Genomic DNA, 24,776 nt, shown 5'->3' with positions numbered 1-24,776 from the left:
AGCGCGGTCAGGTGACGGGCCGGATCTCAGCGGCGGCGCAGGCTCCAGTCGAAGCTGCCGCGGCACACCACCTCGCCGACGCGGCGCGGATCTCGGCCTCGGTCATCGCCCGGGCCACCGCCGACGCGCCGGCGGTGATGACCCCGGCCCCGACGGCGCCCGTCACGTCGGCGGCCTTGTCGGAGTCCCGGTGCAGCCCGCCGTTGGGGTCGACGTCGGTGATGCAGTCCGGTGTGCCGCCCGGGCTTGGATGGGGCACGACGCCGGTGCCGGGTTCGAGCCACGCACGGGGGCGCGACCGGCGGTGTCGCCGGCCACGCCCCCTCTTGTGGTTCAGGCTGTGTCGTCGTCGAGCACCGTCAGCCACGCGAAGCCGTCACCGATCACGGCGCCGGTGGGTGCCGAGATGGTGATCTTGTACCGCAGCGATGCGGTGTTGACGACCGTGTTGCCGACGATCGGCACCTCGACCGTCGCGGCGGTCGCGCCCTTGGGCAGCGTGACCGGGAACGACCCGAGCGCCACCTGCCCCGCCGTGGCGGAGCCGCTCGCCGCCGTCTGCACCTGGATCGTCGCGTCCTGCTTGAGCTTGCCGCTCAGGGTCAGCCGCATCGTCGCGACGCCCGGGCCGTTGCCCTCCTGCACCGTCGCGTCGGCGATGCTGACCTGCACGGCCGGAGTGGCGACGCCGCCGCCGACGCCGGGCGTGTCGAACGCGATGTCGGACAGGTACGCGCCACCCGTCGCGGTGGCCGGGCGCACGCTGAGGGAGCGGACGTTGCGCAGGTTCACGCCGGACAGCGAGGCGAGCGGCACCCGGACGGTACGCAACCAGGTCTTGCCCAGCAGGTTGATGCCGTTCGTGGTGTTCGTCGACGACGGGAAGCGGGTGAGCGCCGGGCTGACGTCCCCGACGCGCACGGTCGCCGAGCCGCCGTCGCGGTCCACCAGCGTGACGTCGAGGTCGACGTCGCCGTCCGCCGAGTCGTCTCGGGCGACCCGGAAGGTCAGCGCGTCGTACTTCGTGATGTTCGCGTCGGCCGGCCCGAGGGCCACCCGCACCTCGGGGTTCACCGAGGACGCGCTCCACTGCAGCCGCAGCAGCGGGCTGATCGGCACCGACGGGGCGAACGTCGCCGGCGTCCAGTGCGGGACCTTGGACGTCGCGGTGGTCGACGAGCACGGCGTGTCGCCGGGCCGCACGCGCGCCGCCACGCTGTAGCAGTACGCGCCCAGGTCGAAGCCGGAGATCGATACGTTGCCGGCCGCGTGCTCCAGCGGCGCGAGGTCCAGCCGGCGCGAACCGGGCTGCTGTGCCTGCGCGTACACCACGGCGCGACCGGTCGAGGGGACGGTGCCGTTCGTGCCGTCGAAGAGCGGCAGGAACGCCGTCTCCCCGCCCTGCACGAGCCGGAAGAAGCCGGCCATGTACGCGGTGCCGACGGCGCGCTGCTCGGCGCTCGTCAGCCGGGTCGGGGCGCTGCTGCCGCAGACCCCGTCGGTGGAGGCCGACCAGTCGTCGCTCGAAGGCGCGACGGAAACGCCCGGCGTCCACTCGGTGTTGAAGAAGTTGTGGTCGGCTCCCATGACCATGAGGGAGGAGCGCAGCACGTCGTCCCGCACCGAGTAGCGGGTGTCGTCGTAGAAGTGCTGCCCCTGCTGGTTGGAGACGTCGCCGTCGCAGTACGGCAGCATCACCAGCATCGGCACGTCGGGCAGCGTCGGCCGGCCGAAGTCGACCGGGGCGAGCGGCAGGACGGCGCGGATGCCGTAGGGGTGCGCCCGGTCGGCGTTGAGCAGCGCGGCCTCGACCACGCCCTCACCGCCCCGCGAGTGCCCCATCAGGCCGACGTTGGTCAGGTCCAGCCGGCCGGCCAGCGGGTGCTTGGCCGGGCCGGTTTCGGCGTTCCACTTCGCGAGCAGGTCGAGGTGGTCCATGACCAGCTGACCGCGGGCCAGGGCGCCGTTGTCGTCGGTGAAGCTCGCGTCCTTGGCGTTGATGCCGTCGGCGCTGACGGACACGACGACGTACCCGTGCGTCGCCAGGGCCTGCGCGGTCTCCGTGTAACCGAGGTAGCTGTCGATGGGCTGGAAGCCCGTCGCGCACGGCCAGTTGGTGTTGTTGGTCTGCCGGGTGGCCGGGTTGTAGCACGCCGAGTGCCGGCCGTGCAGGAAGATCACGACCGGACGGGCGCCCTTCGCCCCGGCCGGCGCGTAGACCGCGGCGCGGAGCTCGACGGGCAGGTCACTGAGGCCCGACAGGGTCGTGGCGGTGTCGCCGAGGTCGTAGTCGAGCCGCTCCACCTGGAACGGCCCCGGCTGGGCGGGGTCGGTGTACAGCTGCTTGCGGGCCAGCCCCTTCGGGGTGGTGGGCGCGGCGGCGGACTTCGGCGGCGCCGCCTGGGAGCCGGGCACCACGCCGTTCCAGGCGACGTCGACGCGCTTGGCGTCGGCCACGCTGCTGTCGGTGGTCTCCACGGTGAGGGTGAGACCGTCGGCGGACTCCTTGGCGGCACCGATGACGCGTCCGTCGACGGCGAGCTCCGGCACCGCGTCGCGGACCGGCAGCGGCTCGTCGAGGCGCAGCGACACCCGTGCGCCGCCGTCCGCGAGATTCTCGACGGTGAAGCCGTTGGTGTTCACGGTCTCGTCGCCGGGTTCGGCGCCGGCGGGCGTGACCATGAGGCCGGATGCGGCGATGCAGCCGGCGAGGATCGCGACCGGGACCGCGGCCGCCAGTCGGCGTCGACCCGGTGACGGGGCGAAACGAAACATATGCGCTCTCCTTCACGCACTGAAATGCTTCAGTGCGCGAAGGAACGTACGAATGCGGTGTTCCAGAATGCCGCCATCGATGCTACGGAACGGTTACCGAAGGGCACGGAATTGTTTCCTGTACCCAGCATTGAGAGAAATAGCCGGGTGGCGAAACGCCAGGTGACACGGCTTTTCGGGAAAGGGTGTGAGTCCGCGCACGGCATTTCGTCCGGCTTGCCGAAAATCGGCGTGGCCAGGCTCGGAAGAATGCCTCAGGCGGGTAACGCAGATGCCGTGCGTTCCGCTTCTTATGGCGACCCTGTCGCATTGAACGGGCGTGGCGGTGCATGTCGTGGCCGAAGGCGAGCCGTAAGCCGAGCGCGCTCCGCCGCGGCGGGTCCGCGCCCTCCCGGGTCACCGTCACCGCCGCGCACCGGACGACGAAGTCGGCGCCGCGCCGGCGGACAACGCGACCCTCATCGGCGCAGGCGAACTCGGCTTCGCCGATCTCCTGGCCGGCCCGCTCGACGCCGTCCGCAGACACCTCCAGCAGCCCCGCATGTCGCCCACCGGGCACGCGCGAACGCACCGCGGACAAGGAGACGCGCCGAGGACCGGCCCGGCCCTGGCAGTTGCGTCAGGCCGCGGCCTTGCGGGTGGCGAACCGGGCGGGCTCGCCGGTCCGCCCTGGCGGGGGTGGTCCGCGTGGGAAACGAGGTGGGGATGCCGCTCATCCCTTCGCCGTCGCGTCGGGGTGGCAGCCGTGGCGTGGTCGCCGGCGGCGCGGACCCCGGCCTGCGCGACCGCGTCCAGGCCGTGGTCCTCGCCTACGAGTCCGGCCTGGTGCGCCCGGCCACCTGAGAACCCTCGAACATATCGACCGCATTCGCTCGCCGCAAGGCTTGTCGCGGGGGTCCGCGATCCCGACCCTGTGCGGATGTCTTCTCGCATCGCGGTGCCGTTCTCGGGCGCCGGATCCGGTTCGTCCGCCCTGACCTGGGGGCAGCAGGCGATGCTGCAGGCCATGGCGCGGGAGCACTCGTGGCTGCCGATGGGCGGGCACCGGCCCGTCGCGGCCGGTACGACCGTCGCGGACGTGGCGGCGCAGCTGCGGTACACGATGGAACGATGGCAGTCGATGCGCACCCGCATCGCCGACGGCCGCCAGCAGGTCGCCGCGGACGGGGTCGCCGTGCTCGAGGTCTTCCCCGACGGCGGGATGGAGGCTGCCGCGGCCGTCGAGGCCGCATACCGCGCGGCCGCGCCCGACCTCGCCGCCGACTGGCCCCTGCGCATGGCGGTGATCTGCGACCGGGGCCGGCCGGCGCACCTGGTCGCGGTGATGCCGCACCTGGTCACGGACGGGCTGGGCGCGGCCGTCATGCTCGGCGAGTCGGCCCGCCGCGTCGCGTCGCCGCCGGCGGGCCCGCAGCCGCTGGACATCGCGGCGTGGCAGGCGTCGCCGCCGGGCGAACGGCAGCACGCGGCGGCCCGGCGCCACTGGGACCGCCACGCCGGCGGCCTGGTGCCGTTCACGAGCCGCGCAATGCTGCAGCGGTACCAGCGATGCCTGCACGACTCCGCCCGTCTGTCGGCCCGCCTGCCCGGGGCCGCCGCCCGCCTGGGCACCGACGAGTCGACGGTCCTGCTCGCGGCATACTTCGCGGCCCTGGCCCGGGTGACGGGCCGCGCGACGATCGCGGTCCGGCAGGTGGTGTCCAACCGGTTCCGAAGTGGACTGTCCGATGTGGTCACACCCCTGACCCAGTTCGGCCTGTGCGCGCTGGACGTGCCCCCGTCGTTCCCGGACGCGGTGGCGGCGGTGGCCCGGGCCGCCCTCCCGGCCCGCAAGTACGCCTACTACGACCCGGACCGGGTGCCCTCTCCGCAGACCCCCTGCTTCAACGACCGCCGCGCGCTCGCGCTCACCGACCCGCCGTCCGCGGCTCCTGCGGGCCCGACCGAGCCCCTGTTCCTGCACGTGGACAGCGTGCCCGGGGCCGTGCGGCTGCTCTTCGACGTGGACACGGCCTGTTTCGCACCCGGTACCGTCGCGGCGCTCGCCCGGGAGATGGAGTCGGTGGTCTGACGGCTCACAACCGGAGTCAGGCCGCGTTCTCGATGTGCGGCAAAGGCTCACGCTGGGCCAGCCACAGCGGCGGGATCCCGGCCCGGCCCGTGTACGCGGCCACGATCCCGCCGACGATCGCGCCCGTGGTGTCGACGTCGCCGCCGGCCTCGACGCACGCCCGGATCGCCGCCGGATAGTCGTCGAGCCGGGTCGCGGCCACCCACAGCGCGAACGGCACCGTGTCCTGCGCGAGCACCTGCGAGCCGTTGCCGAGCTCGTAGGCCGCCTCGGCCACGCTCGCCCCGAGCAGCCGCCGCGCCCGGCGCACGCCGGTGAGGACGGCGCCGTCGACGAGGTACCCGGCCACGGCGTCGAGCAGCTCCCGCGGCTCGGGCCGGTTGCGCACGAGCCGGGCCCAGCCCGCCTCGGCGGCCGCGACGGCGACGGCGACCGCGCCGAGGATCCCCTCGGCGTGCGCGTGCGTGACCTCGGCCGAGCGCATCGCCTCCAGCGCCGCCGTGCGCGCGTCCCCGGCGTGCAACGCCCCGAGCGGCGCGACCCGCATCGCCGCCCCGTTGCCCATCGAGCCCTGCCCGCCGAACGCGTCTCTGGCCACGTCCCGCCACGGCTCGCCCTCGCGGATGCGGCGCAGGATCACCACGGCGCCGCCGCCGTAGCCGCGGTAGGGCTCGAACCGGTCCGCGAAGGCCCGCGCCAGGCGGTCCTGGTCGACGGCGCCGTCCTGGATCAGCTGCGCCGCGAGCACGCTCGCCATCTCGGTGTCGTCGGTCCACGGCCACGATCCCGCGGGGGCCGTGCCGTCGAGGAGGTCGTCGAAGGTCGTACCGGGAACGAAGAACTGTGCCCCAAGGGCGTCTCCCACACTCAGCCCGTCCAGGCTGTCACGCAAGCATCCGAAGTCGGTCATCGGGAAAAATTGTCACACCCGGCGGCTAGGGTCGGCCACGTGAGCGTCGTACAGCAGTTCCGGTATCTCGCCCCCTCGACCGCGGGCGCCGATGGGGTGGCCCTGCAGACCAGCGGCGGCCCGGCGGCCAACCCGCGCTTCTTCTCCGGCTTCCTGACCACGCCCCCCGCGGCCGCCGCCGGACTGCTCGCCGTCGCCGACGTCGCCCGCACCCGCTACTACCAGCCCCGCGACCCGGCCAGCCTCGACCCGGTCGTCACCGGCAGCGACGACCGGCTGCGCTTCGAGTCGTTCTCCGGCTGCTGCGGCGTCTACGCCCGCCTCGACATCATCCCGCCCGGCCTCGACGGCGAGGTCCTCGGCCACGGCACCACCAACGTCGACGTCAACCCGCCGCTGCGCGAGGCCCTCGCCCGCATCGCCGGCCTCGACCCGCTGCACCTGTCCGTCGGCCCCGATGCCCTCACCGCCTCGACCCTCGACGGCACCATCGTGGAGAAGAAGGTGCCGCTCCCGGCCCGCTGGCTGCGCGGCTTCGCCGAGGTCCACGTGCTCTCGGCCGGCTTCGACCTGCGCGCCGAGCTGCCCGCGGCCGAGGCGGCCGCGTTCCTGCGCCGCCTGCCCGCCGCCGGCGACCGCTCGGCCCTGTGGGCGGTCCCGGCCGGCCGCTCGCTGCGCCTGACCTCCCGCCCGGTCCCGGGCGCGGTCTGCCTGGCCGGCGCCGGACGGCTCGCCGCGTTGCGGCCGCTGCTGCGCCACGGCCACAGCCTGCGCGTCTACGGCCCGCCGGTCGCGGCCGGCTCCCCGCCGGTGGCGAGCGCCTGGGAGCTGCGCACGGGTGCGCTGCGCCTGACCCTCACCCTCTCCCCGGAGGTCCACCGCGGCTTCTCCGGCGAGGGCGCCGCCCTGACGTCCCTGGCCACCGACGAGGTCACCGACGACGCCGAGCTCGTCGGCGCCCTCCTCGCCTGGGACCCGGCGATCGACGTGGCCGCCCTGGCCGACGCCGCCGCCCTGGACCCCGGCCGCGTCCGGGCCGCCCTGGCCCAGCTCGGCACCGCGGGGCGGGTCGGCTACGACGTCACCGAGGCCGCGTATTTCCACCGCGTGATGCCCTACGACGCGGCCCGGGCCGAGCGCGACAACCCGCGCCTGGTCGGCGCCCGCACGCTGGCCGAGTCCGGCGCCGTCACCTTCGACGGCCCGGCTTCCGCCGAGGGCGTCACGGCCGCGACGGTGCGCAGCGGCACCGAGACCTACCGCGTCCGCGTCCTGCGCGACGGCACCACGACCTGCACCTGCCCCTGGTGGGGCAAGCACCGCGGCACCCGCGGCCCCTGCAAGCACGCCCTCGCCGTCACCATCGCCGGGAGCAGCGCCGGGAGCACCGCATGATCGACCTCGGCCTGATCGCCGACGGCAAGGTCGAGGACGTGGCCGCGGCCGTCGCGGCGCTCGACGAGCCCGGCCGCCCGGCCGCCTTCAAGGCCCTGGAGGCGCACGTCAAGAGCCGCTCCCGCGCCCCCTGGCGCGGCCCCGCGTATACCGCCGTGGCCGTGGCCGCGGTCGGCACCGCCCCGTCGGCCGCGGCCGCCGCCCGCATCCTGCGCCGCCGCGACTTCTCCCCCATCCCCACCACCGCCGCCGCGGTGGTGGCCACGGCCCGGGACCGTGGCATCACCTGGCTGCCCGACCTCGCCGTCCGCCTGAGCGACCGCACCGACGACAACCTGTGGGACGGCACGTGGGACTTCGTCGCCGCACTGCTGACCGCCACCGGCGCCCCCGCCCCGCCCGGCGACTGGTTCGTGCTCGGCTGGCTGATGGACGTGGGCTATCCGCGCAAGGACCGCCTGCGCTCGGTCCCGGTCGCCGAGCGCCTGCGCGCCGACCCCTTCCTGGACGACATCGTCCCGCGCCTGTTCACCGCCGACGGCGCCGGCGAACGCCTCCTGATCTGGCAGCTGCAGGGCCGCCCCGGCGGCACCCTGGCCCTGGTCGAGGCCCTGTCCGAGCTGTCCCGGGAGGGCCGCCTCGACCGCGCGGCACTGCTGTCCTCGACCCTCTCCCGGCTCCTGCGCGGCACCGACCGCCGCCCGGCCACCCGCGCCTACCTGGCCCTGCTGACCGCCCTGGCCCCAGCCCCGGCGGAGGTGGCCGGCCACGCCGGGGACTACCTGCGCCTGCTGTCCGACGCCCCGGTCCCGGTGGCGACGGCCGCCCAGAAGTCCCTGCGCGCCGCCGGCGACCTGGACCTCGATGCGGTCCTGGAGTCCTCCCGGGCCGTCCTGCGCCGCCCCGACAAGACCCTGGTCCGCACCCAGCTGACGTGGCTGGAGCAGCTGATCCGCCACCACCCGGACCGCGGGGCCGACATCGCCGCGGCCCTGACCGAGGCCCTGGACCACCCGGCCATCGACCTGCGCGAGCGAGCCGCCGCGCTGCTGGCCAAGCACGCCCCGGCGGCGGCCCCGGCCGCGTCGCCCGCCCACCCGGCCGCCCCGCCCACCCGCGGCGACGACCTCCCGCCGCCGCCACCGCCGGTCCCCGCCCCGCCGCCCATCACCGACCCCGACGAGCTGGCCGAGGAGGTGGCCGCCTTCTACAGCGGCCGCCCCTTCAGCGCGCTGCTGCCGATGGAGCGCATCCTCGACGGCACCGTCCGCCTGGCCGCCGCCGACCGACCGGCCCTCGCCGCCGCCCTGCGGCCGGTGCTGGAGCGCCACCGCGAGGGCATGGGCGAGCACCGCTGGGACCCCAACTGCCTGTGCGGCGCCTTCACCGGAGTCCTCCAGGCCGCCGTGGACCCGCACGCGCAGCCGGCGTCCCCCTCCGGCTGGGCCGCGATCCTGACCGCCGCCCGCCGGTTCCTGTCGCTGGGCGAGGCGCCGCCGGACCGCCGCATCCCGCCGCCGCAGCGCCTCCTGCGCGCCCGGCTGGCCGAGATCGGCCTGCACCTCAACGCGCAGACCCTCCCGGGCGACGGCCTGCTGAGCGCCCCGGGGTGGACCAGCGGCGCCCTGGACACCGACGTGCTCCTCGACCGCCTCGCCGCCCGCGCCGCCCACGAGCCGCCGGACCGGGAGTCCCCCGGCCGCGACCCGTGGCCCTGGGACCTCGCCCAGGCGATGCTGCGCCTGCCGCCCGGTCCCGACCCGGCCGCGGCCGGGCGGGCCGAGGCCCTCGGCACCCCGGCCGGCGCCCGCCTCGCGACGTGGCTGCGCGGCGGCGGCCTGCCGGCACCGCAGTGGCGGGTCGACGTGCGGCCCCGCCCGCCCCAGAAGCACAGATACGACCACTCACACGCCGGCTTCCCCGCCCTGCGCGTCGAGGTGACGACGTCGCCGGCCGAGGCGGACGGCGGCGGCGAGACGTTCGGCCTGCTCGGCGCGCCCCCGCCCCCGATCATGCCCGGCGGCCAGGGCTGGCACGTGCTCTGGCCCGGCGTCCTGCCCCGTCACCGGGGCCTGGTCGCCGTCTTCGCCCTGCCGGCCACGGCAGCGGCCGCCGACATGGACGAGCGCGGCGGCGCCGTGATCCTGCCCCTGCTGGCCGAGACCGAGGGCGACGGCGGCCCAGCGCTCGCGATCGCCGTCGCCTACGCCCTCGCCGCCCGGCACGAGTCCGACCGCCTGGCCGCCGTGGACGCCCTGCTGCTCCTGGCCGCCGGCGACGCCTTCGACGCCGAGACGACCGGGCACCACCTCGGGCTGCTGTCGGCGGGCGGCGCGGTGACCGTGAACCGGACCGTCCAGCCGCTACGCGACGCGGCCGCCGCGGGGGCCCCGCGCACCGTGTTCCGGCTCCTGGCCGCGGCCCTGCCGGCGCTCCTGGCAGCCGAGCCTCCGCCGCGCGGCACGCCGGACCTGCTGACCCTGGCCGCCGAGACCGCCGCGGCGGCTCCGGCGGGGACGCGGATCGAGGGCCTGCGCGAGCTGGCCGCCCGGAAGGGATCGTCCCGCCTGGTCACGGAGGCCCGACGGCTGGCCGGCGCCCTGCCGTGAGCCCGGCGCGGCACGGGGTATGACCGCCCGCGCCCGCGTCGGCGTCCTGCGACGCTCGTGTTCGGGGCGTTGCCGCGGTGCGGTTCGGTCGCCGGGATCGCTCGGGTCCAGGCATGGGAAAATCATAAATTTGGGGAGAACAGCAAGAAGTTCGGACGGCGCTCGGCGAGTCCTCGGACGCGACTCGTTGCCGTGGTGGCCGCCGTCGGTGTTGCCGCACGCGCCGGTGGCACGGCGGGACACGACACCGTCGAGGTCTGGCCTGGCGCCCGTCATCCCGCCCTGCCAGGGGGCGCCGGTCTCCTGGACTGCCGCAGACGTGGATGCGGTCCGGCTCGGCCGAGTACGCGGCCGACCGTACCGATGGTGATCGGTTCTCGAGTGCGGCGGCGCCGCGACGAGCGGTGCGGGTCAGCCGGCTCCGGACCACCCATACTCCGGCCGGACCCCCGGCACTGACGTCGTAGTGCTCCGGGGCCGGGTGCGCACACGAACCGTCACCGGCCGCCCCATGCCGAACTTGCGGACATGCCGATGTCCGTGCGCCTGCGAGGCGCGGCTGCCCGACCGCGTTTCCGTGCCATGACCTACACGGTGGATGCGCGCCCCGCTTCGTCGAGGAGCACCTGCAGCCGATCCCGGCAGCGCAGCAACAGCCCGGCGATCTCATCGAAGGTCGCCGCGTTGACCGTGCTGTTGTCGAACCACATCGCCCGCACCGCGGCCTGACTCTGCGCCAAGTACGATCCCGCAGCGTCGACCAGTCCGATGAACTCGTCCCTGTTCTGCGGTGGCGCGAACTGGACCGACCCGCGCGCGGCTCGCAACGGCTCCCCGGTAACAGCGAACACCGCCGCCTGGTCGCCGCCCGCCTGATCAGCTCCGATCCACGCCAGGACATACTCGAGCTCTGTCGCGGCCAACGTCAGCCTGCCGACTGCCAGAACCGCTTCATCGGTGACCCGCCGCATCCCGCAACCGTATCGGAGACGCGCCCCGCAGGTGCACGCTCATAGCCGCGATCCGTGGGCGAAACGAGATTCGGCTGAAGGGGTCGAGTTGATTCGCGTTCGACGCGCGCCGCATCGGCTTCAACGATGCTCCGCCCGGGGCCGAGTAACCATGATCGGGTGAGCGAACATAGCCGATGAGCGCGCACGTGGTCATGCGCCGAATGCGCGAAGAGTCCGGCGGGCGGGCATCGCTGAGCCGTACTCTTCCGAACGAATCACGTGGACACGATGGGAGGTGCGGGGTGCGGATCTCTCAGGCGCAACGTCGAGTTTGCCGTCGTTTCGGAGTTGAGCCTCTGATTCCCGGCAGAGGCACGATGATCGGCGTTGCACAGGCGCGAGGTCCGGAGCTGCTTCCGCTGAACGCCATCCGCCACCCGCCGGTAGGCCAGACCAATGGCTGGTATGTGTGGCGAGGCGGTCCCATCCCGCAGGACGATGACGAATTCTTCAGCCCGGTTCACGTCGAACATGCGACGGACCGGTTTCCGGACCTGCTGCATATCTGGCCCTGCCAGCCGGATGGGGAGTGGTACTTGCTCCCGGATACGAGGACGTCTGGTACGACGAGGCATTTCTCGAGTCCTAACCCGTCAGTCGTCCTGATCTAATAGGTGACCGGGCGCTACAGACCGTGAGTGGCCGGCTGGCGGTTCGGTGCGCGGATCTAGCCGATGTGGGCACACGTGTTCATAGCTGAACGGCGCATCCGATCGGAGCGTCCGGGCGTCTCTGGAGGAGGTCATCCTCAACGTGCCGCGGCCGCTGCAGGGCTACGGCTGCTTCCCCGCCTGCAACCCGTTCGGCCGGGGGTCGGACGCCGGGTCGAGTTGACCGGCCTCCAGCGGGCGCGCCGTCCGCGCCGCCCAGAACGGGCGCAGCCGCGGTACCAACGCCGCCAGGTAGGCACGCGCGTCGCCGGGGCCGCGTAGCGGCAGCCTCACGCCCACCGAGAACACCCCCCACGTGTACTCGTCCGGCCCGCACACTTCATCGCAGAACTGCGGACGCCCGGCCCGGAAGTACCCCGCGCCCTCGGCCGTCCAGACCAGCCCCGCACGCCCGTCGTCGGGTGCGATGACGTATCCGTCGCCCTCGACCCCGAAACCGGTGATCATGCCGAGCCGCCACCCGTCGACCTCGGACTCCGCGATGACCGGAAACCCGTGGTACGCGGGCGCGTCCTCTGGCGGCGCCAGGAACGCAGGCAGCGCCGGATCGATCGTCACGGCATCCTCGTCGAGCAGCACCTCTCGGACCACGGGCGGCATTTGCTCCTCGGACACGCCGTCGATCCTCGCACGGACCGACTTCATCGAGCGACGGCATCCTCATCTGCCGCGATCAGTCCGCTGGACTGTCGTGGGACTGCTCGTCGGGCGAGGTGTCGTCTACGGGCTTGCCGAGAGCAGAATGTCGAGCGCGTTCACGGACGGTCGTGCAGAAACCACGCGTCGCTGCGGGTCACGGCGAGCGCGAGCGCCCACGGCGGCATCTGGAGACTGCCACCGACCGCCTTGAGCTGCTTGGCAAGCCGCCATGCGTCTGGACCGAGCGTCGGCGGCCGGGCGACGACGAACTGCAACATCGTCGTCCAGCAGGCCACCAACTCGGCACCGCAGTGTCGTTCCCACTGCCGGATCGCCGCCGCCAGCCCCGCCGGCCCGCCGGGCCGAGCAGCGGCGTAGTAGCTGACCCAGACCGGTGCCAGCCACTGATGCGGTGTTGGCAGGAGGACGAGCTGCACGTCCCGCGGCGTGTACCAGGTCCGCGTGCCGACGTAGTGCGCCGCGACGCCATGCCCCAGCTCGATGAGATCCGGATCCGCGATAATCGTCTCCCAGAGCCACCCCTCGACGGCCAGCCGGGTCGTGGGCAACGGCAACTCCCGCTCGGCCCGCGCGGCGAGGTTGACGTAGCCGAGGCTGCCCATGTGCAGGTACAGGTCGTTCGGACCGACCGGGTCATCGTCGCCCCAGTTACGGTAGATCGACCAGGGGTCGACGGCGCGAGCTGCCCGCTCCAGCAAGGCGATCTCGTGCGGCTCCGGCTCGTGGTACAACTCCCCAACACCCGTCAGCACCGGCCACCGGCCAGTCAGCGCCACCACCGATCGGGCCGCCCGCCAGGACTCCAGGACCCGCGCCGGCACAACACCCTCCACCAGCATCGTGTCGCCCAGTCCCTGCTCCACCGGATGCCCATCGAGTGCTGTTCCCCGCAGTGCCACGGCAACCTCGCCCGGATCGTCCATCACCCGCACCACGCCAACGACCGTACCGTGACGAGCGGCCACGTCGGTGCCCCACTTCACCTTGGGCATCACCGGCATCGCGACGCATCGCCGCTGCTGGCGATTGACGGCCTTGATCAGGTGCGCACACATAGCCGCGACGCGGTCGTCTCTGAAGTTCGCGCCACGTCAGACCACGGTGTGCTTCGACATGGTCGCGTCGGGGATGCTCTGGAGTGAAATGATCGTCGACGTGCTGTCGCTGCCCCAGCCCCCGGAAACTGAGCTCGCTCGTCCTACGAACCGACTTCAACGATGACGCCGCCTGGGCCGATCTCCAGGCCGCCATCGGCGTAGGCGGAGCCACCTACGTCAGCGACGTCCGCCACGCCGGCGTAACCATTCACGCCCTCATCGATGCGAATGCCGCCGCGGTTGACGATGACAAGCTGACGTAGCGGTTCCTCGCCGACGCGACGACTATGGCCGACGCCGAGCGCACGCTGCTTGCTGTCGATCTGTACGACGAGCCCGGTCGGACGTTCCGGCTTTCGGCCCCGATGGTATGCCGACGTTTCGGCCAATCTCAGCATCGCGAACATGGACTTTCACGAGTTTGCCGACGCCGTGGACGAGCCGGGCACCCTTTGCGGCTTCGACGGCAGGTAGTCCAAGGTCCCGTGCGCGAATCTGCCGCGCCGAGAGCGACAGTCCGTCCGAACCGATCGATACCCACGCCGCCTTCTGTTTCCAGCCTTACCCGACCTCAGCGCTGGTATGAGCACCCGACCTACGCGCAACCTCGGTCGCCTCGAACGTCTGCAGTCAGTCCTCGCCGACGAGGCCGAACGCCTGTGGAAGCGCCAGCAGAAACTCGCGGCGGACTGCCGAGACTTCCCTGTCCGCCTGCGCCTGAGCAAGCCGGATCAGCTCGGACCGGTCAGCGATGGACAACCGACCGAGCAGATGCATCACTGTCTCCATCACCCGCACCGCATCATCGGGATTCACCGCCTCGTCGTCACTGAGCTCCAGGAACATCAAGCACTCGAACAACGCCTCGGCCACAGTCTCCAACACCCAATCACCGTAACGAAAGTGATCAACCACCAAAGATCAGGTGCGCGAACATGCCGCTGCGGGAGCGCGGTGCCGGTCGGCGCTCGTCACGGCAGGTGAGCTGCCTGAGGAAGCCGGAGGTTCCGATTGTGCCGTTCTGCGGGGGCTGTCTATCGCTGGTCACATACGATCCGTCGATGGCTGACGAGAGCCGGGCGCTGCCGGTCGTGCTGGCGGAGGCGCACCGCTTGGGGTTCTTCGAGGATCACGACGGGCACGACTTCCAGCCGGAGGCCGAGTTCGAGTGGCCCGGTGAGACGGCCGAGTGGTGGCGCCTGTGGACGGGCGACCCGGCGGCCGGAGAGCCGCCCCTGCGCGTGTTTGGGGTTGACGGCAGTGGCGGGAAGATGGCCTTCTGGGACCGTACGGGTGGCATGGAGATCGAGACGCAGCCCATCGTGTTCCTCGGTTCTGAAGGTGAGCTGTGCGTCCTCGCTCGGGACCTGGGCGACTACCTCTGGCTCCTGGCACACGGTGTCGGGCCACTGGAGCCGGTCGACGGCGTCCATCGCCTTCCAGAGCCGGTCGCGCCACTCGTCGCGCTGGCGCAGCGGTACACCGGCCGCGTCTTCCGCAGCCTGGCAGCGGTGATGGATGCCGCTCGTGCGGAGCTGCCGCCCTTGACGGCCTTTGTCGTCGCAACGACCCGGTAAGCACAGCATGCGCATGCCGAACGTCCGGATCTGCCGCTGATATTGCGTGCTGGCGATATGTTCGATCCTCTACGAGTCCGTTTTCCGGGCCTCGGCCCGCTGGCGCCGCAGCTCGTCCAGCGATGGGGGCGGCTCGGCGGGCCAGCGTGATGCCAGCTGTGCGCGTTGTGCGATCAGCTGGTCGCGGCTGAGTCCCTCGCCGTAGAGCGAGGCCTCGAGTGTCTCGCTGAACCGCAGGTAGTCAATGTCACGCGGGGACAGATCCCATCCGGGCTCGGGCAGCTCTCCGCGCTCGGCGATGGAGACCAGGTTGGCCGCGCGGGCATCGGCCAGGAAGGTGAACTGGCGGGATTGCCAGAAAGCGTTGTCGTCCGGGTCGAACAGCGGCGGGATCTCCGTGCCGGGCGGGAAGCCGAGCGCGGCGATCAACGCCAGCACGCGACCCTCCATGAATGGCCTGTCGTTCCAGGCGCCGCCGACGATGGCCGCGACGGTCGCCGGGTCCGGTGACCGCGCGGCCTCGGTCGCCCAGGCCTCGAACGCTTCCACGACGAGGTGGGGCGCGAACGGTTCGGGCTGGCCCTCCCGGTGCTGATACGGGCACGCATCCTGGATGTTGGGGAGATGGGCGGAGATGGCCACGCCCTGCGGGGTGCGCGCCTCGATGTGGGCGCACCAGCTTTCCGAGACGTATGCGGCCAGCGCCGGGGCGCCGCTCGCGGCGGCCAGTTCCTGAATACCGGCGCTGAACCGCGGCCGCTCACGGTAGAACGGGAGCACGTTGACCCGCTGCCAGCCCTCACCGAGGTCGTGCAACCGCCGGAACCGCGACCCGAACGCCTGACGCACGCCCGGGTACGCCGGGAGGAACCCGTTGCCGGGCCTCCCCAGGAGAACCCTGGTGGGGGTCGCGTAAGTTCGTCGGCTACCAGTGTCAGGCCGCTTTGCGGTCGAGTCCGGTGCGCTGGACGATGTCGAGCCGCTGCTGGTCGACGTCGTCGCGGCCGGCGCCAATGAGATCGAGGGCGTCGACTTCGATGTCATCGGCAAGCGTGAACTGCGGGCCGAGGCCCGGCGCAAGGCAGTGGCCGCGGCCCGTACAAAGGCCGACCTGTACGCCGAGGCCGCGGGCGTTCGTGTCGGCATGGTTCTGCACATTGAGGACGTGGATCCGGAGCAGCCGGGCGCTGCCCGCTACCGCAGCCACGCCGAAGCTGCCGCGACGACGGCCCAGGACCTCGCCCCAGGCCATATCGTCGTGTCCGCCGCAGTGATCCTTGGCTACGCCGTGGCGCGCGACTGACCCACCTGTGCCAACGCCAGCCCTCAAGGTCACGCGCGCACTCATGCCGCGGACAGCGCGTTCGCGATGGTTGCGCTCAGTGTTGTCGTCGCTGTCGGCGGCCCTGGGCCATGGCGTTCTGGGTAAGGTCGGCGCGTAACTGGGTGCGGGTGCGCATCAAGATCCGTCCGAGCATGTTCTTAGCATCGTCGCCAACGTTTGCCTGTACCTCTATGAGGTGATGCGGTTGAGCGAGCGTTGGCGCGACGACACGCGCATATCGATGATGCTGTGGCCGCTGTACGACCGGCTCGGGCCCTCCGATCGGCTGATGCTGCAGGCGCGCGGCGCGATCGCCGACATCCTCTGTGACCATCCGCAGCGCGGAGCCGCTGCCCTGAGTGACCTGCGCCGGATTCTCGCCCAACAGGCGTAACGTGTTTGGCGACGCCGACCCCATCACCACCGAGACCTGGCGGAACGTGGTCGTACGGCTCGTGCAGCACGGCCGACTCGCCGAGGCGATCGCGGCGAACGCCGAGCTCGTCGCGTCCAGCTCGGAGGAGTTGACGCTGGGAAGATCACTAGGCCAGCCCGGGCACCGGTGTCGCCTCCGACGGACTGGCCGACGAACTGGCGGAGGGCGGCCCCGTTGACCGGCCGCCCTCCGCCGCGATCGCTACACCGTGGTCAGCGTGACCGACGACAGGTCCCGCTGGCCCAGCGACGTCTTCACGCGCAGAATCAGCACGTGCCGCCCAGGGCCGCCTTCGACACCGTTGCCGGAGTTGGCCGGCAACAGCGTCGCCACGCCGTTGTCGACCAGGTACAGGTGGCCGTTGGACTGGGCGCACTGCGTGTACGGCAGCGACGCGGTCCACTGGAAGGTGGGATGCCCGGGCGCCGCGACGACCGGGTTCGACGACGTCAGGGCGCCGGTCGCGTTCTGCAGGCAGATGGCTGAGTCGACGGTGATGTCGGCGTGGGCCGGCCCGGCGCTCACCAGGAGGGTGCCGATCGTGGTCAGGGCGGCCAGTGCGGCGGCGCCGCTCGTGCGCAAGGTGCTCATGTCCCAGAAGGTGTTCCATCCCGTTCCAACCGCAAGTCCCCTGACGATGCGATCCAGTGCTGGACGACGCCGTCGCGGACGTTCCGCAGGCCGCGTTCGAAGCACTGCACCCGGTCGTCGCCGTCACCGATCCGCTCGCTCGGGTCGACCGGAAAACCCAAGGCCAGTAAGGCATCGACGTCCTCGAAGGACTCGACGTCGAGCGGGACCGCGATCGTGTCGCGCTCGGCGGCTGGGCGAGCGCTGAGATCATCGGTGTCTGCCTGGCGGGAGCGAGCATCATGGTGACGGTTGACTGGTGGCAGCTGGAACACGCGTACAGCCGGGCAAGCGACACGCCAGGGCACCTGCGTACGTTGGAGTTCGGAGACGCCAAGGCCCGCCGGGCGCCGCTGCATCACCTGGACCATGTCGTGCTGCACCAAGGTTTCCGGACACGGCCACCTTTCCGGCGGTCCGCGTCGTGACCGCGCTGCTCGCCGGCGGACGGGCACACCCCAACACAGTGGAACCGCTGCTGAAGTTCTCGGTGACGCCGCCCTGGGCGTGACCGGCGTTGACTGGTGACCAGTAGCACATGGGACTGCACAGCAGGGGGCAGACATGATCGGCACCGTCACCGGCTTCACCGCCGAAGCGATCTTCGCTTCCACCCTGCAGCCGTCGCAGAGCGTCACCCCGCCGAGGTCTGGGCCGCGGTCGCCGACGCCATCACCCGCCACGGCGCGCAGGGCTGCGTCCACATCCTCGCCCGCGAGTACGGCGAACACCCCGAGGCTGCCGCGCCCCGGATGCGCTTCGCCCGCGAGCTCGCCGCCGCCCCCGCCCTCGCCGGCTGACCGGACCTCTTGCCGGACAGTTCGCCGCAGCATGACGGGCACGCAGTTGCGCGGCCGCCGTGAGCGGCATCCGCACATGCCGCGATCCGCGCGCTACAGGCCGTGACGGTCCAGCTGGCGGCTCGGCGCGCGGATCTGGCCGATGAGCGGATCCAGCAGACGCATTGCGGCATAGTGCCCGGGCTATCGTCTGGCGATGAATTCCGATCAGGCTCTGGCGCTTCCAACGATGGAAGAGCTCGAGTCATGGGCTGGCCGCGGAAGAGTACTGTGCGCGACCGGGTCAGATGTGGCGGCATGGCGACTCCCGCAACCGGCGAAGGCTGCGCTGCTTTCCAGCGGCGTGCCATTGCTCGACGAAGTCGTTCACGAGGTTGCATTCCGCGCCGCATCGACTATGTACCGGCTGGCGCTCCTATCCGATGGCGGGTCGGCGCACCCGGGCTGGGAATACGGCGCCGTGCCGGAGACCGGCGAGGTACGCCTGTGGTCGGCGGGCGGCCAAGGCGACAGTTCCTTCGTAAACTCCTCGATTAACCAGTGGCTCTGCTCCCTGCACATGGTCGGGAGTTGGCTCGCTGCGTCGGCGGTCATCGGCTGCTGGCGGGAGAGCGCCGAGGCGGAGGAGCAGGCACTCGCCGAACTTGCCGATCTCCTCCGTCGGATCGAAGCGATTGATCCGGCCGCCATCGGAGACGGCGATCATGAGCAGCAGTTCTGGCCCGCGATGCTCGACCGGTGGCTCTACTGATCTTTCGTTAACCCGTCCGCTCCTGCCGCGGATGTCGCGCGGCGGAAGGCGGCGGTCATTGCCGGCTGCGGGTTCTTCGGGTCGTCAGCTAAGGCCGAAGTCGGCAGGCGACTCAGCAGCCTTCGCGCGGAACGCGGCCTCGAGGTGCTCGTCCCGCTGGCCGAGGATGGTCACCAGATCGGAATCCCTGGATTCGGCATACGCGTCGTCTCCGTAGCGGGCGATGAGGTCCTCCAGCAGTTCGGCCAAGCCGACCAGGCCGAGGTACCGCGCGGCGTCGACGGCGCGTCGCAGCCGGAACTCCTCGTTGACCTCGATGGCGAAGCCCAAACCACCGCCCATCGCAGAGTTGTAGACACGTAGCAGATGCGAAAGGTGCTCAACTCCGAGCGGTGCGTCCTCGGGTACTTCGCCGTCCGCCCCGTAGTCGGCGGCGCAGTTCCACAGGAACCGCAGGCTTTCGAACTCGGGCACCGGCGAAGGTCCAGTCACGCCCCGAAGGATAAAGAGCGCCGACGTGCAGAACTCGATGCAGGTCGGTCACGATGGCGGCAGGATGCGGATGCACACTCGTGCCGCCGATCGGATGCTCGGCTGTGGATGGCGTCGCGGATTTCGGAGGCGTGCGTTCTGTGGCATTTTGAGCTGAGCGCGGTTGCTGTGGAGGACCCTCAGGTGGAAGAAGACGAGTACTGGGCGCGCTGGAGTTCCGCATCTGTGCCGAGGTTCGCGGCCTCGACGACCTCCAGCTGCGGGGGAACTGGTGCGACGGTCTCGTCGCCGAGGAATACGAGCTGGTGCAGCCGAAGCCCGTTATCCGCGGCCGCGCCTGGTTCGGGCCCGACGGACAGCAACCGTGGGAGTTCAGGCTGCTGGTCGATCCCGACACCCGTGCGCGTAACACTATCGACTGGTCGGCCTTACTGCCCGGCGAGCGGTGGGCAGGTTGGCTGTCGCTCGATCCACAGCGCCAGACGATGACCATCGACCCACTGGGCGGGCACCCCGACTGAGCATCCTCATCCCACTGCCCACGGCGCCGACCTTGGCGTCCGTTCATGCTTCCGAACGAGTTCGGAGCCCCAACCGAACCGCTGCCTCGATCATGTGCGCGCACATAGCCGCCGTTGTTGCACGACGGTCGGCAGGTCCTCGTCACCGCGGGTGAATGTCCTCGGCAAGGCCGCGGCGTCCCTGCCGACGACCTACGAGCACGGAACAACGCATCAGGAGAGTGAGACGTCGAACCCGTCCATCTCGTCCCACAGCACTGCATAGAGATCAACCACGAATGTTGTGGCGCACGCCATCAGTAACGCGGGGTCGGCGGCGCCTGATGCGACGACCGTAGCGATCGACGTCGTCGCCGACAACCCGGCCGGAGCATCGGGCATGTCGGCCGTGGCCGTGGCAACTCTCGCTTCGTCGACGTCAATAAATACGTACAGCGTCGCCCCGGTGGACGCATCGATGTCGAACTCACGAATGTCGGCCTGCGGCGGGTACTGCCGGAAGCTCGCGCCCGGATAGCGCGCCAGCACGCCACCTTGCACCATCGCCGCGACCGCGGACGCCGCGTCCGGCTGCTGGCAGTAGAACCTCATCTCATAAGCCACTTCATCGCCCTCCCGTGGCGGCCGAGGTCAGCACCCGCAGCGCCTCCCCGTCGAGGATCTCGCCGGCCCGCACGAGCCCGGTGCTGACCAGGGAGCTTCGGCCCAGATTCTGCTGCAGCCCGATCCCGACAGCGCAACGCGCTTTCATGTCCGGCAATGCGGCCTATGGCCGAGGGCGAACGGAACGGTGCGGTCGTGGCGGTATACGACCGCAACCGATCTTGGCTTCCGCACATGCCGCTGGTGTTGCGCGGCGGCCGGCCAGTGTTCGTCACAGAAGGTGACCGGCTCGGCGAGGCAGACGCTTCCTGTCTTGCCGATGTGCGTGCAGCCGATCTTGGATTCCGTGGGCTGGCTGTTCGTTGCCGACGAAACGACGCCATGATCGACTCCGTACGGACTATCTGCGTACTGGCGATGACCGCGCATCATGGTGCGCAGTTGTTTGCCGTGCAGATGACTACGTGATCAGCCCGCTGCGGTGGGCGAGGATCACGAGGTGTATTCGGTCGCGGACGTCCAGCTTGGTGAGTAGGTGAGCGATGTGGGTCTTGGCGGTACCGGGGGTGATGTGTAGCCGGGCGGCGATTTCCGGGTTGGAGAGGCCCTCCGCGACAAGCAATAGCACTTCGCGTTCGCGGTCGGTGATCCGCTCCAGCCGGCCCGGCGCGAGCCGTACGCGGTCCGCGGGCACTGGGCCGGTACCGTCGGGCATCGGCGTGTCGCTGTGCACCTGGCGGGTGATGGCGGCGGTCGGGTCGGCGTCGATTGCTTCATGCCCGGGCAGGTGTGCGGGTGAAGCGGTGAACCGGGCGATCAGGCGGCGGGTCACGCTGGGGGCCAGCAGCGCGTCGCCGGCGGCGATGGTGCGGATCGCGGCGAGCAGGTCAGCTGGTGGAGTGTCCTTGAGGAGGAAGCCGCTGGCTCCGGCATGCAGTGCGGCGTAGACGTACTCGTCGAGGTCGAACGTGGTGAGTACCAGCACCCGTGCGATACCCGATGTGGTGATCAGCTGGGTGGCCTGGATGCCGTCGAGGTCGGGCATCCGGATGTCCATGAGCACGACCTCGGGTCGGTGCCGATGGGCCTGGTCGACGGCTTCCCGGCCGGTGCCGGCCTGAGCCACGACAGCGAGGTCGGGTGCGGTACCGATAATGCCGGAAAGGCCCGCACGGACAAGGGGTTGGTCGTCGGCGACCAGGACTCGCAGGGTCACGTCGCCGGCTCCTCGACGGCGTCGAGGGCAGGCGTCGGCAGCCGGGCCGCAACGCGGAACCCGCCACCGGGTAAGGGTGCGGCGTCGAGATGGCCGCCGTAGAGCTGGACCCGTTCGCGCATGCCGGTGAGCCCGAGACCGGTCGATGCGACGGGACCGCCCCTGCCGTGGTCGGTCACCTCGATGACAAGCTCGTGCGGGAGGTAGTCGACAGCGACGTTGGCGGTCGTCGCGGCGGCGTGCTTGGCGACGTTGGTCAACGCCTCCTGGACGATGCGGTACGCGGACAGTTCGACCCCGGCGGGCAGCTGCCGGTGCTGGCCGGTGATAGTCAGCTCGACCCGGATGCCGGCCTGGCCGGTCCGCGTGACGAGCTGCTCCAGGTCGGCCAGTCCGGGCGTGGGCGTCAAGTCGGCGGGGGTGTCCGGGGCGCCGTCCGCGCGCAGTACGTTGAGCAGCCGGCGCATCTCGGCGAGGGTCTGCCGGCCGGTGGTCTCGATGGCGGCCAGCGCCGCACCGGCCTCGTCCGGCCGCTCCCGCACCATCAGCCGCCCGAACCCGGCCTGTACGGTGATCACGCTCATGCTGTGCGCCACCACGTCGTGTAACTCGCGGGCGATGCGCATGCGCTCTTCCGCGGCCCCGCGCCTGGCCCGTTCCCGCTCGACCTGTGCCATCCGGGCATGGTGGCGTACCAGCTCGTCGCCGTACCGGCGATGCTCACCCCGGGCGTACCCGACCGTCCAGCACAGCACGAGCACGACCGCGAACGGCAGCACGCCGCCGGCGCGCCCGGTCAGCGCGGTGGCCGCCGGGCCGGTCAGCGCGACGACCAGCACGGGCAGCCCGGTCCGCGCCGGGTATCGGCCAGCGACCAGGTAGAGCACGTACCCCAGGGGAGCCACGGCGAGGAAGGGCAGCAGCGGCGCCCACGGAGCCAGCCAGAACCCCACCAGCGCGCAGGCAAAGCCGAGCAGCAGCCGGCGCTGCCCGATCGCTACAGGCAGGGCAACCAGAGCGGTACCACCGAACGCCAACGGCCACGGAACGATCTTGTGAGCGAACAGCACCCAAGCCACCAGGCCGTACCCGAGACCGGCGGCGACCTCGACGACGAATCTCTGGCCGGGTCGCAGCCGCTGCGACAGCGGCGGACGGGGTTGCATGCGCCCAGCCTACGAACACGGCCCGGGTGCGTCATCTGCCGCAAGGCATAGTCCGAGCGGCCCACGCCTGCGGACCGATGACGGGGGATGGCCTGGGCCGGCACGGTATTGCCCATGATTGAGGCACAGGAACTGACAAAGCGGTACGGAGCGACGGTCGCCGTCGACCGGTTGTCCTTCCAGGTCCGACCTGGCCGGGTGACCGGATTCCTCGGCCCCAACGGCGCCGGCAAGTCCACCACGATCCGGATGATCCTCGGGTTGGACACCCCCACCGGCGGCCGCGCGCTGATCGCTGGCCGGCCGTACCACCGCCTGCCGTACCCCCTGCGGGAAGTCGGTGCGCTGCTGGATGCCGGTGCGGTGCATGGCGGTTTGCGGGCCGGGCAGCATCTGGCGTGGCTGGCCGCCAGTAACCGTCTGCCGCACGCCCGGGTCGCCGCTGTCCTCGACCGTACTGGCCTGGATGCCGTGGCCGGCAAACGGATCCGCGGATTCTCGCTCGGCATGCGCCAGCGCCTCGGCATCGCCGCCGCGCTGCTCGGCGATCCGCAGATCCTGATCTTCGACGAACCGGTCAACGGCCTCGATCCGGAAGGCATCGCGTGGATCCGTGGGCTCATGCGGGCCTTGGCGGCCGAGGGCCGTACGATCCTTGTCTCCAGCCACCTGATGAGCGAGATGGCATTGACCGCCGACCACCTGCTGGTGATCGGCAAGGGTCGGCTCCTGGCCGACGCCGGCATCGACGAGTTCGTCCGTTCGGCCGGCGCGTCCACCTTGGAAGACGCGTACCTGCGGCTCACCCAGGACGCCGTGCAGTACCGCAGCACGGAGGTGAACCGGTGACCGCCGCCCTACACGCAGAGTGGATCAAGTTGCGCTCGCTGCGGTCCACCTACCTCACGATGCTGTGCGCTCTTGCGCTCGGTACCGGGCTCGGCTTCCTGGACACCACCTCGGTCGCACACCACTGGACCACCATGAGCGCCCAGGACCGGGCCGCGTTCGACCCGGTTGGTAACTCGTTCACCGGACTGGCCTTCGCCCAGCTCGCGTTTGGAGTGCTCGGCGTGCTCGCGATCAGCACCGAGTACGGCACCGGCATGATCCAGACCACGCTGGCTGCGACACCCCGCCGCGGCATCCTCTACATCGCCAAGGCCGTCGTTGTCGGCACCGTGGCCCTGCTACTCGGCGAGACGTTCGCATTCGGCACCTTCCTCCTCGGCCAGGCGGTGCTCACCACCAACCACCTCGACGTAAGCCTGACCGATCCGAGCGTGCTGCGTGCCGTGTCCAGCGCCGGCCTCTACCTGTGGGTGGTGGCCATGGTGGGCTACGGTGTCGGAGCGCTCCTGCGACACACCGCCGCGGGTATCGCCGTCATGTTCGGGGTCATCTTCCTGGCCTGGCCGGCCGCCCGGGCCATGGAGACCTGGTCGTACCTGCCCGACAAGCTGGTCCTGAGCAACGCCGCCGACGTCCTCGGCCAGGTACACGCGCTGGCCGTCAAACCCCGCCTCCCCTCGCTCGGCCTGGCGTACCTCGATCTCCTCATCTACCTGGTGGCCGCGCTCGTCCTCGGCGCCTGGCGCACCAACCGCGACGCGTGACACAGCCCAGTTGAGCCATCCGGATCTGCCGCGGCGGGAGCGCTGGCGTTCATCAAGGCCGGTGACGCACCGTAGTACATGGCTGTGTTTCCTGTCCTCAGCTCTCATCTCGAGCCTTCGGGTGAGCTTGTCCTGCGTGCCACGGTGGCGGCCTACCTCGGTCGCTACCGCGGCCTGACCCGGCAGCACAGCGAGTCCGACCTGCGGGTCTTCCGACGCTGGTGCGCCGACCACGACCTCGATCCGCTCGCCACGGTCCGGATCGACATCGAACGGTATGTGCGCTGGCTGCAGGACGTGCGCTGCTACCAGCCGTCTACCGTCTCACGCCGCCTGTCGATCGTGACGGGCTTCTACAGGACCTGCGTCATCGACGGCATCCTGCCGCACTCACCCGCCGACTACGTCCGCCGGCCGACCGTCCCCGCCGAGTCACCAACGCT

General features: G+C 71.3%; 30 protein-coding genes and 1 pseudogene. 16 read left to right on the top strand and 15 right to left on the bottom strand.

What is annotated here, in order from left to right:
- Positions 1-7 precede the first annotated feature (7 nt).
- Entirely contained in the window at positions 8-259 is a 252-nt protein-coding gene (locus tag ABT369_RS17015) for a hypothetical protein (protein ID WP_350612873.1), read from the bottom strand.
- Between the two features lie 74 nt (positions 260-333).
- A complete protein-coding gene (locus tag ABT369_RS17010) occupies positions 334-2,775 on the bottom strand; it encodes an alpha/beta hydrolase family protein (RefSeq protein ID WP_350612872.1) in 2,442 nt (813 codons plus the stop codon).
- A gap of 687 nt (positions 2,776-3,462) precedes the next feature.
- On the opposite strand from ABT369_RS17010, the gene ABT369_RS17005 reads away from it, so the two are divergent.
- Both ABT369_RS17005 and ABT369_RS17000 read left to right on the top strand, forming a co-directional pair.
- Positions 3,463-3,618, top strand: a complete 156-nt coding sequence (locus ABT369_RS17005; protein WP_350612871.1) for a hypothetical protein — start codon at positions 3,463-3,465, stop codon at positions 3,616-3,618.
- A 76-nt stretch (positions 3,619-3,694) separates the two neighbouring features.
- Positions 3,695-4,846, top strand: a complete 1,152-nt coding sequence (locus tag ABT369_RS17000) for a condensation domain-containing protein (RefSeq protein WP_350612870.1) — start codon at positions 3,695-3,697, stop codon at positions 4,844-4,846.
- A 16-nt stretch (positions 4,847-4,862) separates the two neighbouring features.
- Here the strand turns inward: ABT369_RS17000 and ABT369_RS16995 are convergent, their stop codons facing one another.
- Positions 4,863-5,756, bottom strand: a complete 894-nt coding sequence (locus tag ABT369_RS16995; RefSeq protein ID WP_350612869.1) for an ADP-ribosylglycohydrolase family protein — start codon at positions 5,754-5,756, stop codon at positions 4,863-4,865.
- A 39-nt stretch (positions 5,757-5,795) separates the two neighbouring features.
- Here ABT369_RS16995 and ABT369_RS16990 point away from each other — a divergent pair, with 39 nt between their 5' ends.
- Together ABT369_RS16990 and ABT369_RS16985 are read left to right on the top strand one after the other, a co-directional pair.
- Entirely contained in the window at positions 5,796-7,151 is a 1,356-nt protein-coding gene (locus ABT369_RS16990) for an SWIM zinc finger family protein (protein WP_350612868.1), read from the top strand.
- Entirely contained in the window at positions 7,148-9,760 is a 2,613-nt protein-coding gene (locus ABT369_RS16985; RefSeq protein WP_350612867.1) for a DUF6493 family protein, read from the top strand. Before ABT369_RS16990 ends, ABT369_RS16985 begins: the two co-directional genes overlap by 4 nt.
- Positions 9,761-10,347: 587 nt before the next feature.
- On the opposite strand, the gene ABT369_RS16980 is transcribed toward ABT369_RS16985, so the two are convergent.
- On the bottom strand, positions 10,348-10,731 hold the full coding sequence (locus tag ABT369_RS16980) for a hypothetical protein (protein WP_344507158.1): 384 nt from the start codon (positions 10,729-10,731) through the stop codon (positions 10,348-10,350).
- A gap of 176 nt (positions 10,732-10,907) precedes the next feature.
- Between ABT369_RS16980 and ABT369_RS57980 the strand changes: the two genes are divergently transcribed.
- A complete protein-coding gene (locus ABT369_RS57980; protein WP_502891775.1) occupies positions 10,908-11,384 on the top strand; it encodes an immunity protein Imm33 domain-containing protein in 477 nt (158 codons plus the stop codon).
- 162 nt (positions 11,385-11,546) lie between these two features.
- Here the strand turns inward: ABT369_RS57980 and ABT369_RS16975 are convergent, their stop codons facing one another.
- Both ABT369_RS16975 and ABT369_RS16970 read right to left on the bottom strand, forming a co-directional pair.
- A complete protein-coding gene (locus ABT369_RS16975) occupies positions 11,547-12,059 on the bottom strand; it encodes a hypothetical protein (protein ID WP_350612866.1) in 513 nt (170 codons plus the stop codon).
- A gap of 140 nt (positions 12,060-12,199) precedes the next feature.
- On the bottom strand, positions 12,200-13,159 hold the full coding sequence (locus ABT369_RS16970) for a DUF4253 domain-containing protein (protein WP_350612865.1): 960 nt from the start codon (positions 13,157-13,159) through the stop codon (positions 12,200-12,202).
- Between the two features lie 128 nt (positions 13,160-13,287).
- On the opposite strand from ABT369_RS16970, the pseudogene ABT369_RS57975 reads away from it, so the two are divergent.
- A pseudogene (locus tag ABT369_RS57975) lies at positions 13,288-13,503 on the top strand (DUF6924 domain-containing protein); the annotation flags it as partial.
- A gap of 103 nt (positions 13,504-13,606) precedes the next feature.
- The gene (locus tag ABT369_RS57970) at positions 13,607-13,675 is read left to right on the top strand and encodes a hypothetical protein (RefSeq protein WP_502891780.1); all 69 of its coding nucleotides are present in this window, start codon (positions 13,607-13,609) and stop codon (positions 13,673-13,675) included.
- A 156-nt stretch (positions 13,676-13,831) separates the two neighbouring features.
- Here the strand turns inward: ABT369_RS57970 and ABT369_RS16960 are convergent, their stop codons facing one another.
- The gene (locus ABT369_RS16960; RefSeq protein ID WP_350612863.1) at positions 13,832-14,086 is read right to left on the bottom strand and encodes a hypothetical protein; all 255 of its coding nucleotides are present in this window, start codon (positions 14,084-14,086) and stop codon (positions 13,832-13,834) included.
- Between the two features lie 176 nt (positions 14,087-14,262).
- On the opposite strand from ABT369_RS16960, the gene ABT369_RS16955 reads away from it, so the two are divergent.
- Positions 14,263-14,778 (top strand): SMI1/KNR4 family protein, encoded by a 516-nt coding sequence (locus ABT369_RS16955; protein WP_350612862.1) that lies wholly within the window; start codon positions 14,263-14,265, stop codon positions 14,776-14,778.
- 69 nt (positions 14,779-14,847) lie between these two features.
- On the opposite strand, the gene ABT369_RS16950 is transcribed toward ABT369_RS16955, so the two are convergent.
- Positions 14,848-15,627: a hypothetical protein gene (locus ABT369_RS16950; RefSeq protein WP_350612861.1), complete on the bottom strand. Its 780-nt coding sequence runs from the start codon at positions 15,625-15,627 to the stop codon at positions 14,848-14,850.
- Positions 15,628-15,709: 82 nt separating this feature from the next.
- On the opposite strand from ABT369_RS16950, the gene ABT369_RS16945 reads away from it, so the two are divergent.
- Together ABT369_RS16945 and ABT369_RS16940 are read left to right on the top strand one after the other, a co-directional pair.
- On the top strand, positions 15,710-16,081 hold the full coding sequence (locus ABT369_RS16945) for an SIMPL domain-containing protein (RefSeq protein WP_350612860.1): 372 nt from the start codon (positions 15,710-15,712) through the stop codon (positions 16,079-16,081).
- A gap of 226 nt (positions 16,082-16,307) precedes the next feature.
- Positions 16,308-16,496, top strand: a complete 189-nt coding sequence (locus tag ABT369_RS16940; protein ID WP_350612859.1) for a hypothetical protein — start codon at positions 16,308-16,310, stop codon at positions 16,494-16,496.
- Positions 16,497-16,739: 243 nt separating this feature from the next.
- Here the strand turns inward: ABT369_RS16940 and ABT369_RS16935 are convergent, their stop codons facing one another.
- Positions 16,740-17,129, bottom strand: coding sequence for a hypothetical protein (locus tag ABT369_RS16935; RefSeq protein WP_350612858.1), 390 nt, complete (start codon positions 17,127-17,129; stop codon positions 16,740-16,742).
- A complete protein-coding gene (locus ABT369_RS16930) occupies positions 17,126-17,539 on the bottom strand; it encodes a hypothetical protein (protein WP_350612856.1) in 414 nt (137 codons plus the stop codon). The genes ABT369_RS16935 and ABT369_RS16930 overlap by 4 nt, the downstream gene beginning before the upstream one ends.
- A 625-nt stretch (positions 17,540-18,164) precedes the next feature.
- Between ABT369_RS16930 and ABT369_RS16925 the strand changes: the two genes are divergently transcribed.
- Positions 18,165-18,719, top strand: coding sequence for an SUKH-4 family immunity protein (locus ABT369_RS16925; RefSeq protein WP_350612855.1), 555 nt, complete (start codon positions 18,165-18,167; stop codon positions 18,717-18,719).
- 84 nt (positions 18,720-18,803) lie between these two features.
- On the opposite strand, the gene ABT369_RS16920 is transcribed toward ABT369_RS16925, so the two are convergent.
- Entirely contained in the window at positions 18,804-19,211 is a 408-nt protein-coding gene (locus tag ABT369_RS16920; protein WP_350612854.1) for a hypothetical protein, read from the bottom strand.
- Between the two features lie 305 nt (positions 19,212-19,516).
- On the opposite strand from ABT369_RS16920, the gene ABT369_RS16915 reads away from it, so the two are divergent.
- Positions 19,517-19,732, top strand: a complete 216-nt coding sequence (locus tag ABT369_RS16915; protein WP_350612853.1) for a hypothetical protein — start codon at positions 19,517-19,519, stop codon at positions 19,730-19,732.
- 213 nt (positions 19,733-19,945) lie between these two features.
- Here the strand turns inward: ABT369_RS16915 and ABT369_RS16910 are convergent, their stop codons facing one another.
- Together ABT369_RS16910 and ABT369_RS16905 are read right to left on the bottom strand one after the other, a co-directional pair.
- Entirely contained in the window at positions 19,946-20,323 is a 378-nt protein-coding gene (locus ABT369_RS16910; protein WP_350612852.1) for a hypothetical protein, read from the bottom strand.
- Between the two features lie 13 nt (positions 20,324-20,336).
- On the bottom strand, positions 20,337-20,483 hold the full coding sequence (locus tag ABT369_RS16905) for a hypothetical protein (RefSeq protein WP_350612851.1): 147 nt from the start codon (positions 20,481-20,483) through the stop codon (positions 20,337-20,339).
- Positions 20,484-20,530: 47 nt separating this feature from the next.
- On the opposite strand from ABT369_RS16905, the gene ABT369_RS16900 reads away from it, so the two are divergent.
- A complete protein-coding gene (locus ABT369_RS16900; protein ID WP_350612850.1) occupies positions 20,531-20,803 on the top strand; it encodes a hypothetical protein in 273 nt (90 codons plus the stop codon).
- On the opposite strand, the gene ABT369_RS16895 is transcribed toward ABT369_RS16900, so the two are convergent.
- Entirely contained in the window at positions 20,796-21,551 is a 756-nt protein-coding gene (locus ABT369_RS16895) for a response regulator (protein ID WP_350612849.1), read from the bottom strand. The two genes, ABT369_RS16900 and ABT369_RS16895, sit on opposite strands and share 8 nt — an antisense overlap.
- Positions 21,548-22,717 (bottom strand): sensor histidine kinase, encoded by a 1,170-nt coding sequence (locus ABT369_RS16890; RefSeq protein WP_350612848.1) that lies wholly within the window; start codon positions 22,715-22,717, stop codon positions 21,548-21,550. The genes ABT369_RS16895 and ABT369_RS16890 overlap by 4 nt, the downstream gene beginning before the upstream one ends.
- Before the next feature lie 114 nt (positions 22,718-22,831).
- Between ABT369_RS16890 and ABT369_RS16885 the strand changes: the two genes are divergently transcribed.
- The 3 genes from ABT369_RS16885 to ABT369_RS16875 form a co-directional block, all read left to right on the top strand.
- Positions 22,832-23,566: an ABC transporter ATP-binding protein gene (locus tag ABT369_RS16885; protein WP_350612847.1), complete on the top strand. Its 735-nt coding sequence runs from the start codon at positions 22,832-22,834 to the stop codon at positions 23,564-23,566.
- Positions 23,563-24,333 carry an ABC transporter permease gene (locus tag ABT369_RS16880; protein WP_350612846.1) on the top strand — a complete coding sequence of 257 codons (771 nt, stop codon included), beginning with the start codon at positions 23,563-23,565 and terminating at the stop codon, positions 24,331-24,333. The genes ABT369_RS16885 and ABT369_RS16880 overlap by 4 nt, the downstream gene beginning before the upstream one ends.
- A gap of 144 nt (positions 24,334-24,477) precedes the next feature.
- Positions 24,478-24,776, top strand: a 299-nt coding sequence (locus ABT369_RS16875) for a site-specific integrase (RefSeq protein WP_350612845.1), incomplete at its 3' end; no start/stop codon positions are given.

This window comes from Dactylosporangium sp. NPDC000244, from assembly GCF_040300725.1.
In the GTDB taxonomy this organism is placed as follows: Bacteria; Actinomycetota; Actinomycetes; order Mycobacteriales; family Micromonosporaceae; genus Dactylosporangium.
The sequence above is the reverse complement of the archived record's forward strand: the minus strand, read 5'-3'. Positions and strand labels throughout refer to the sequence as shown.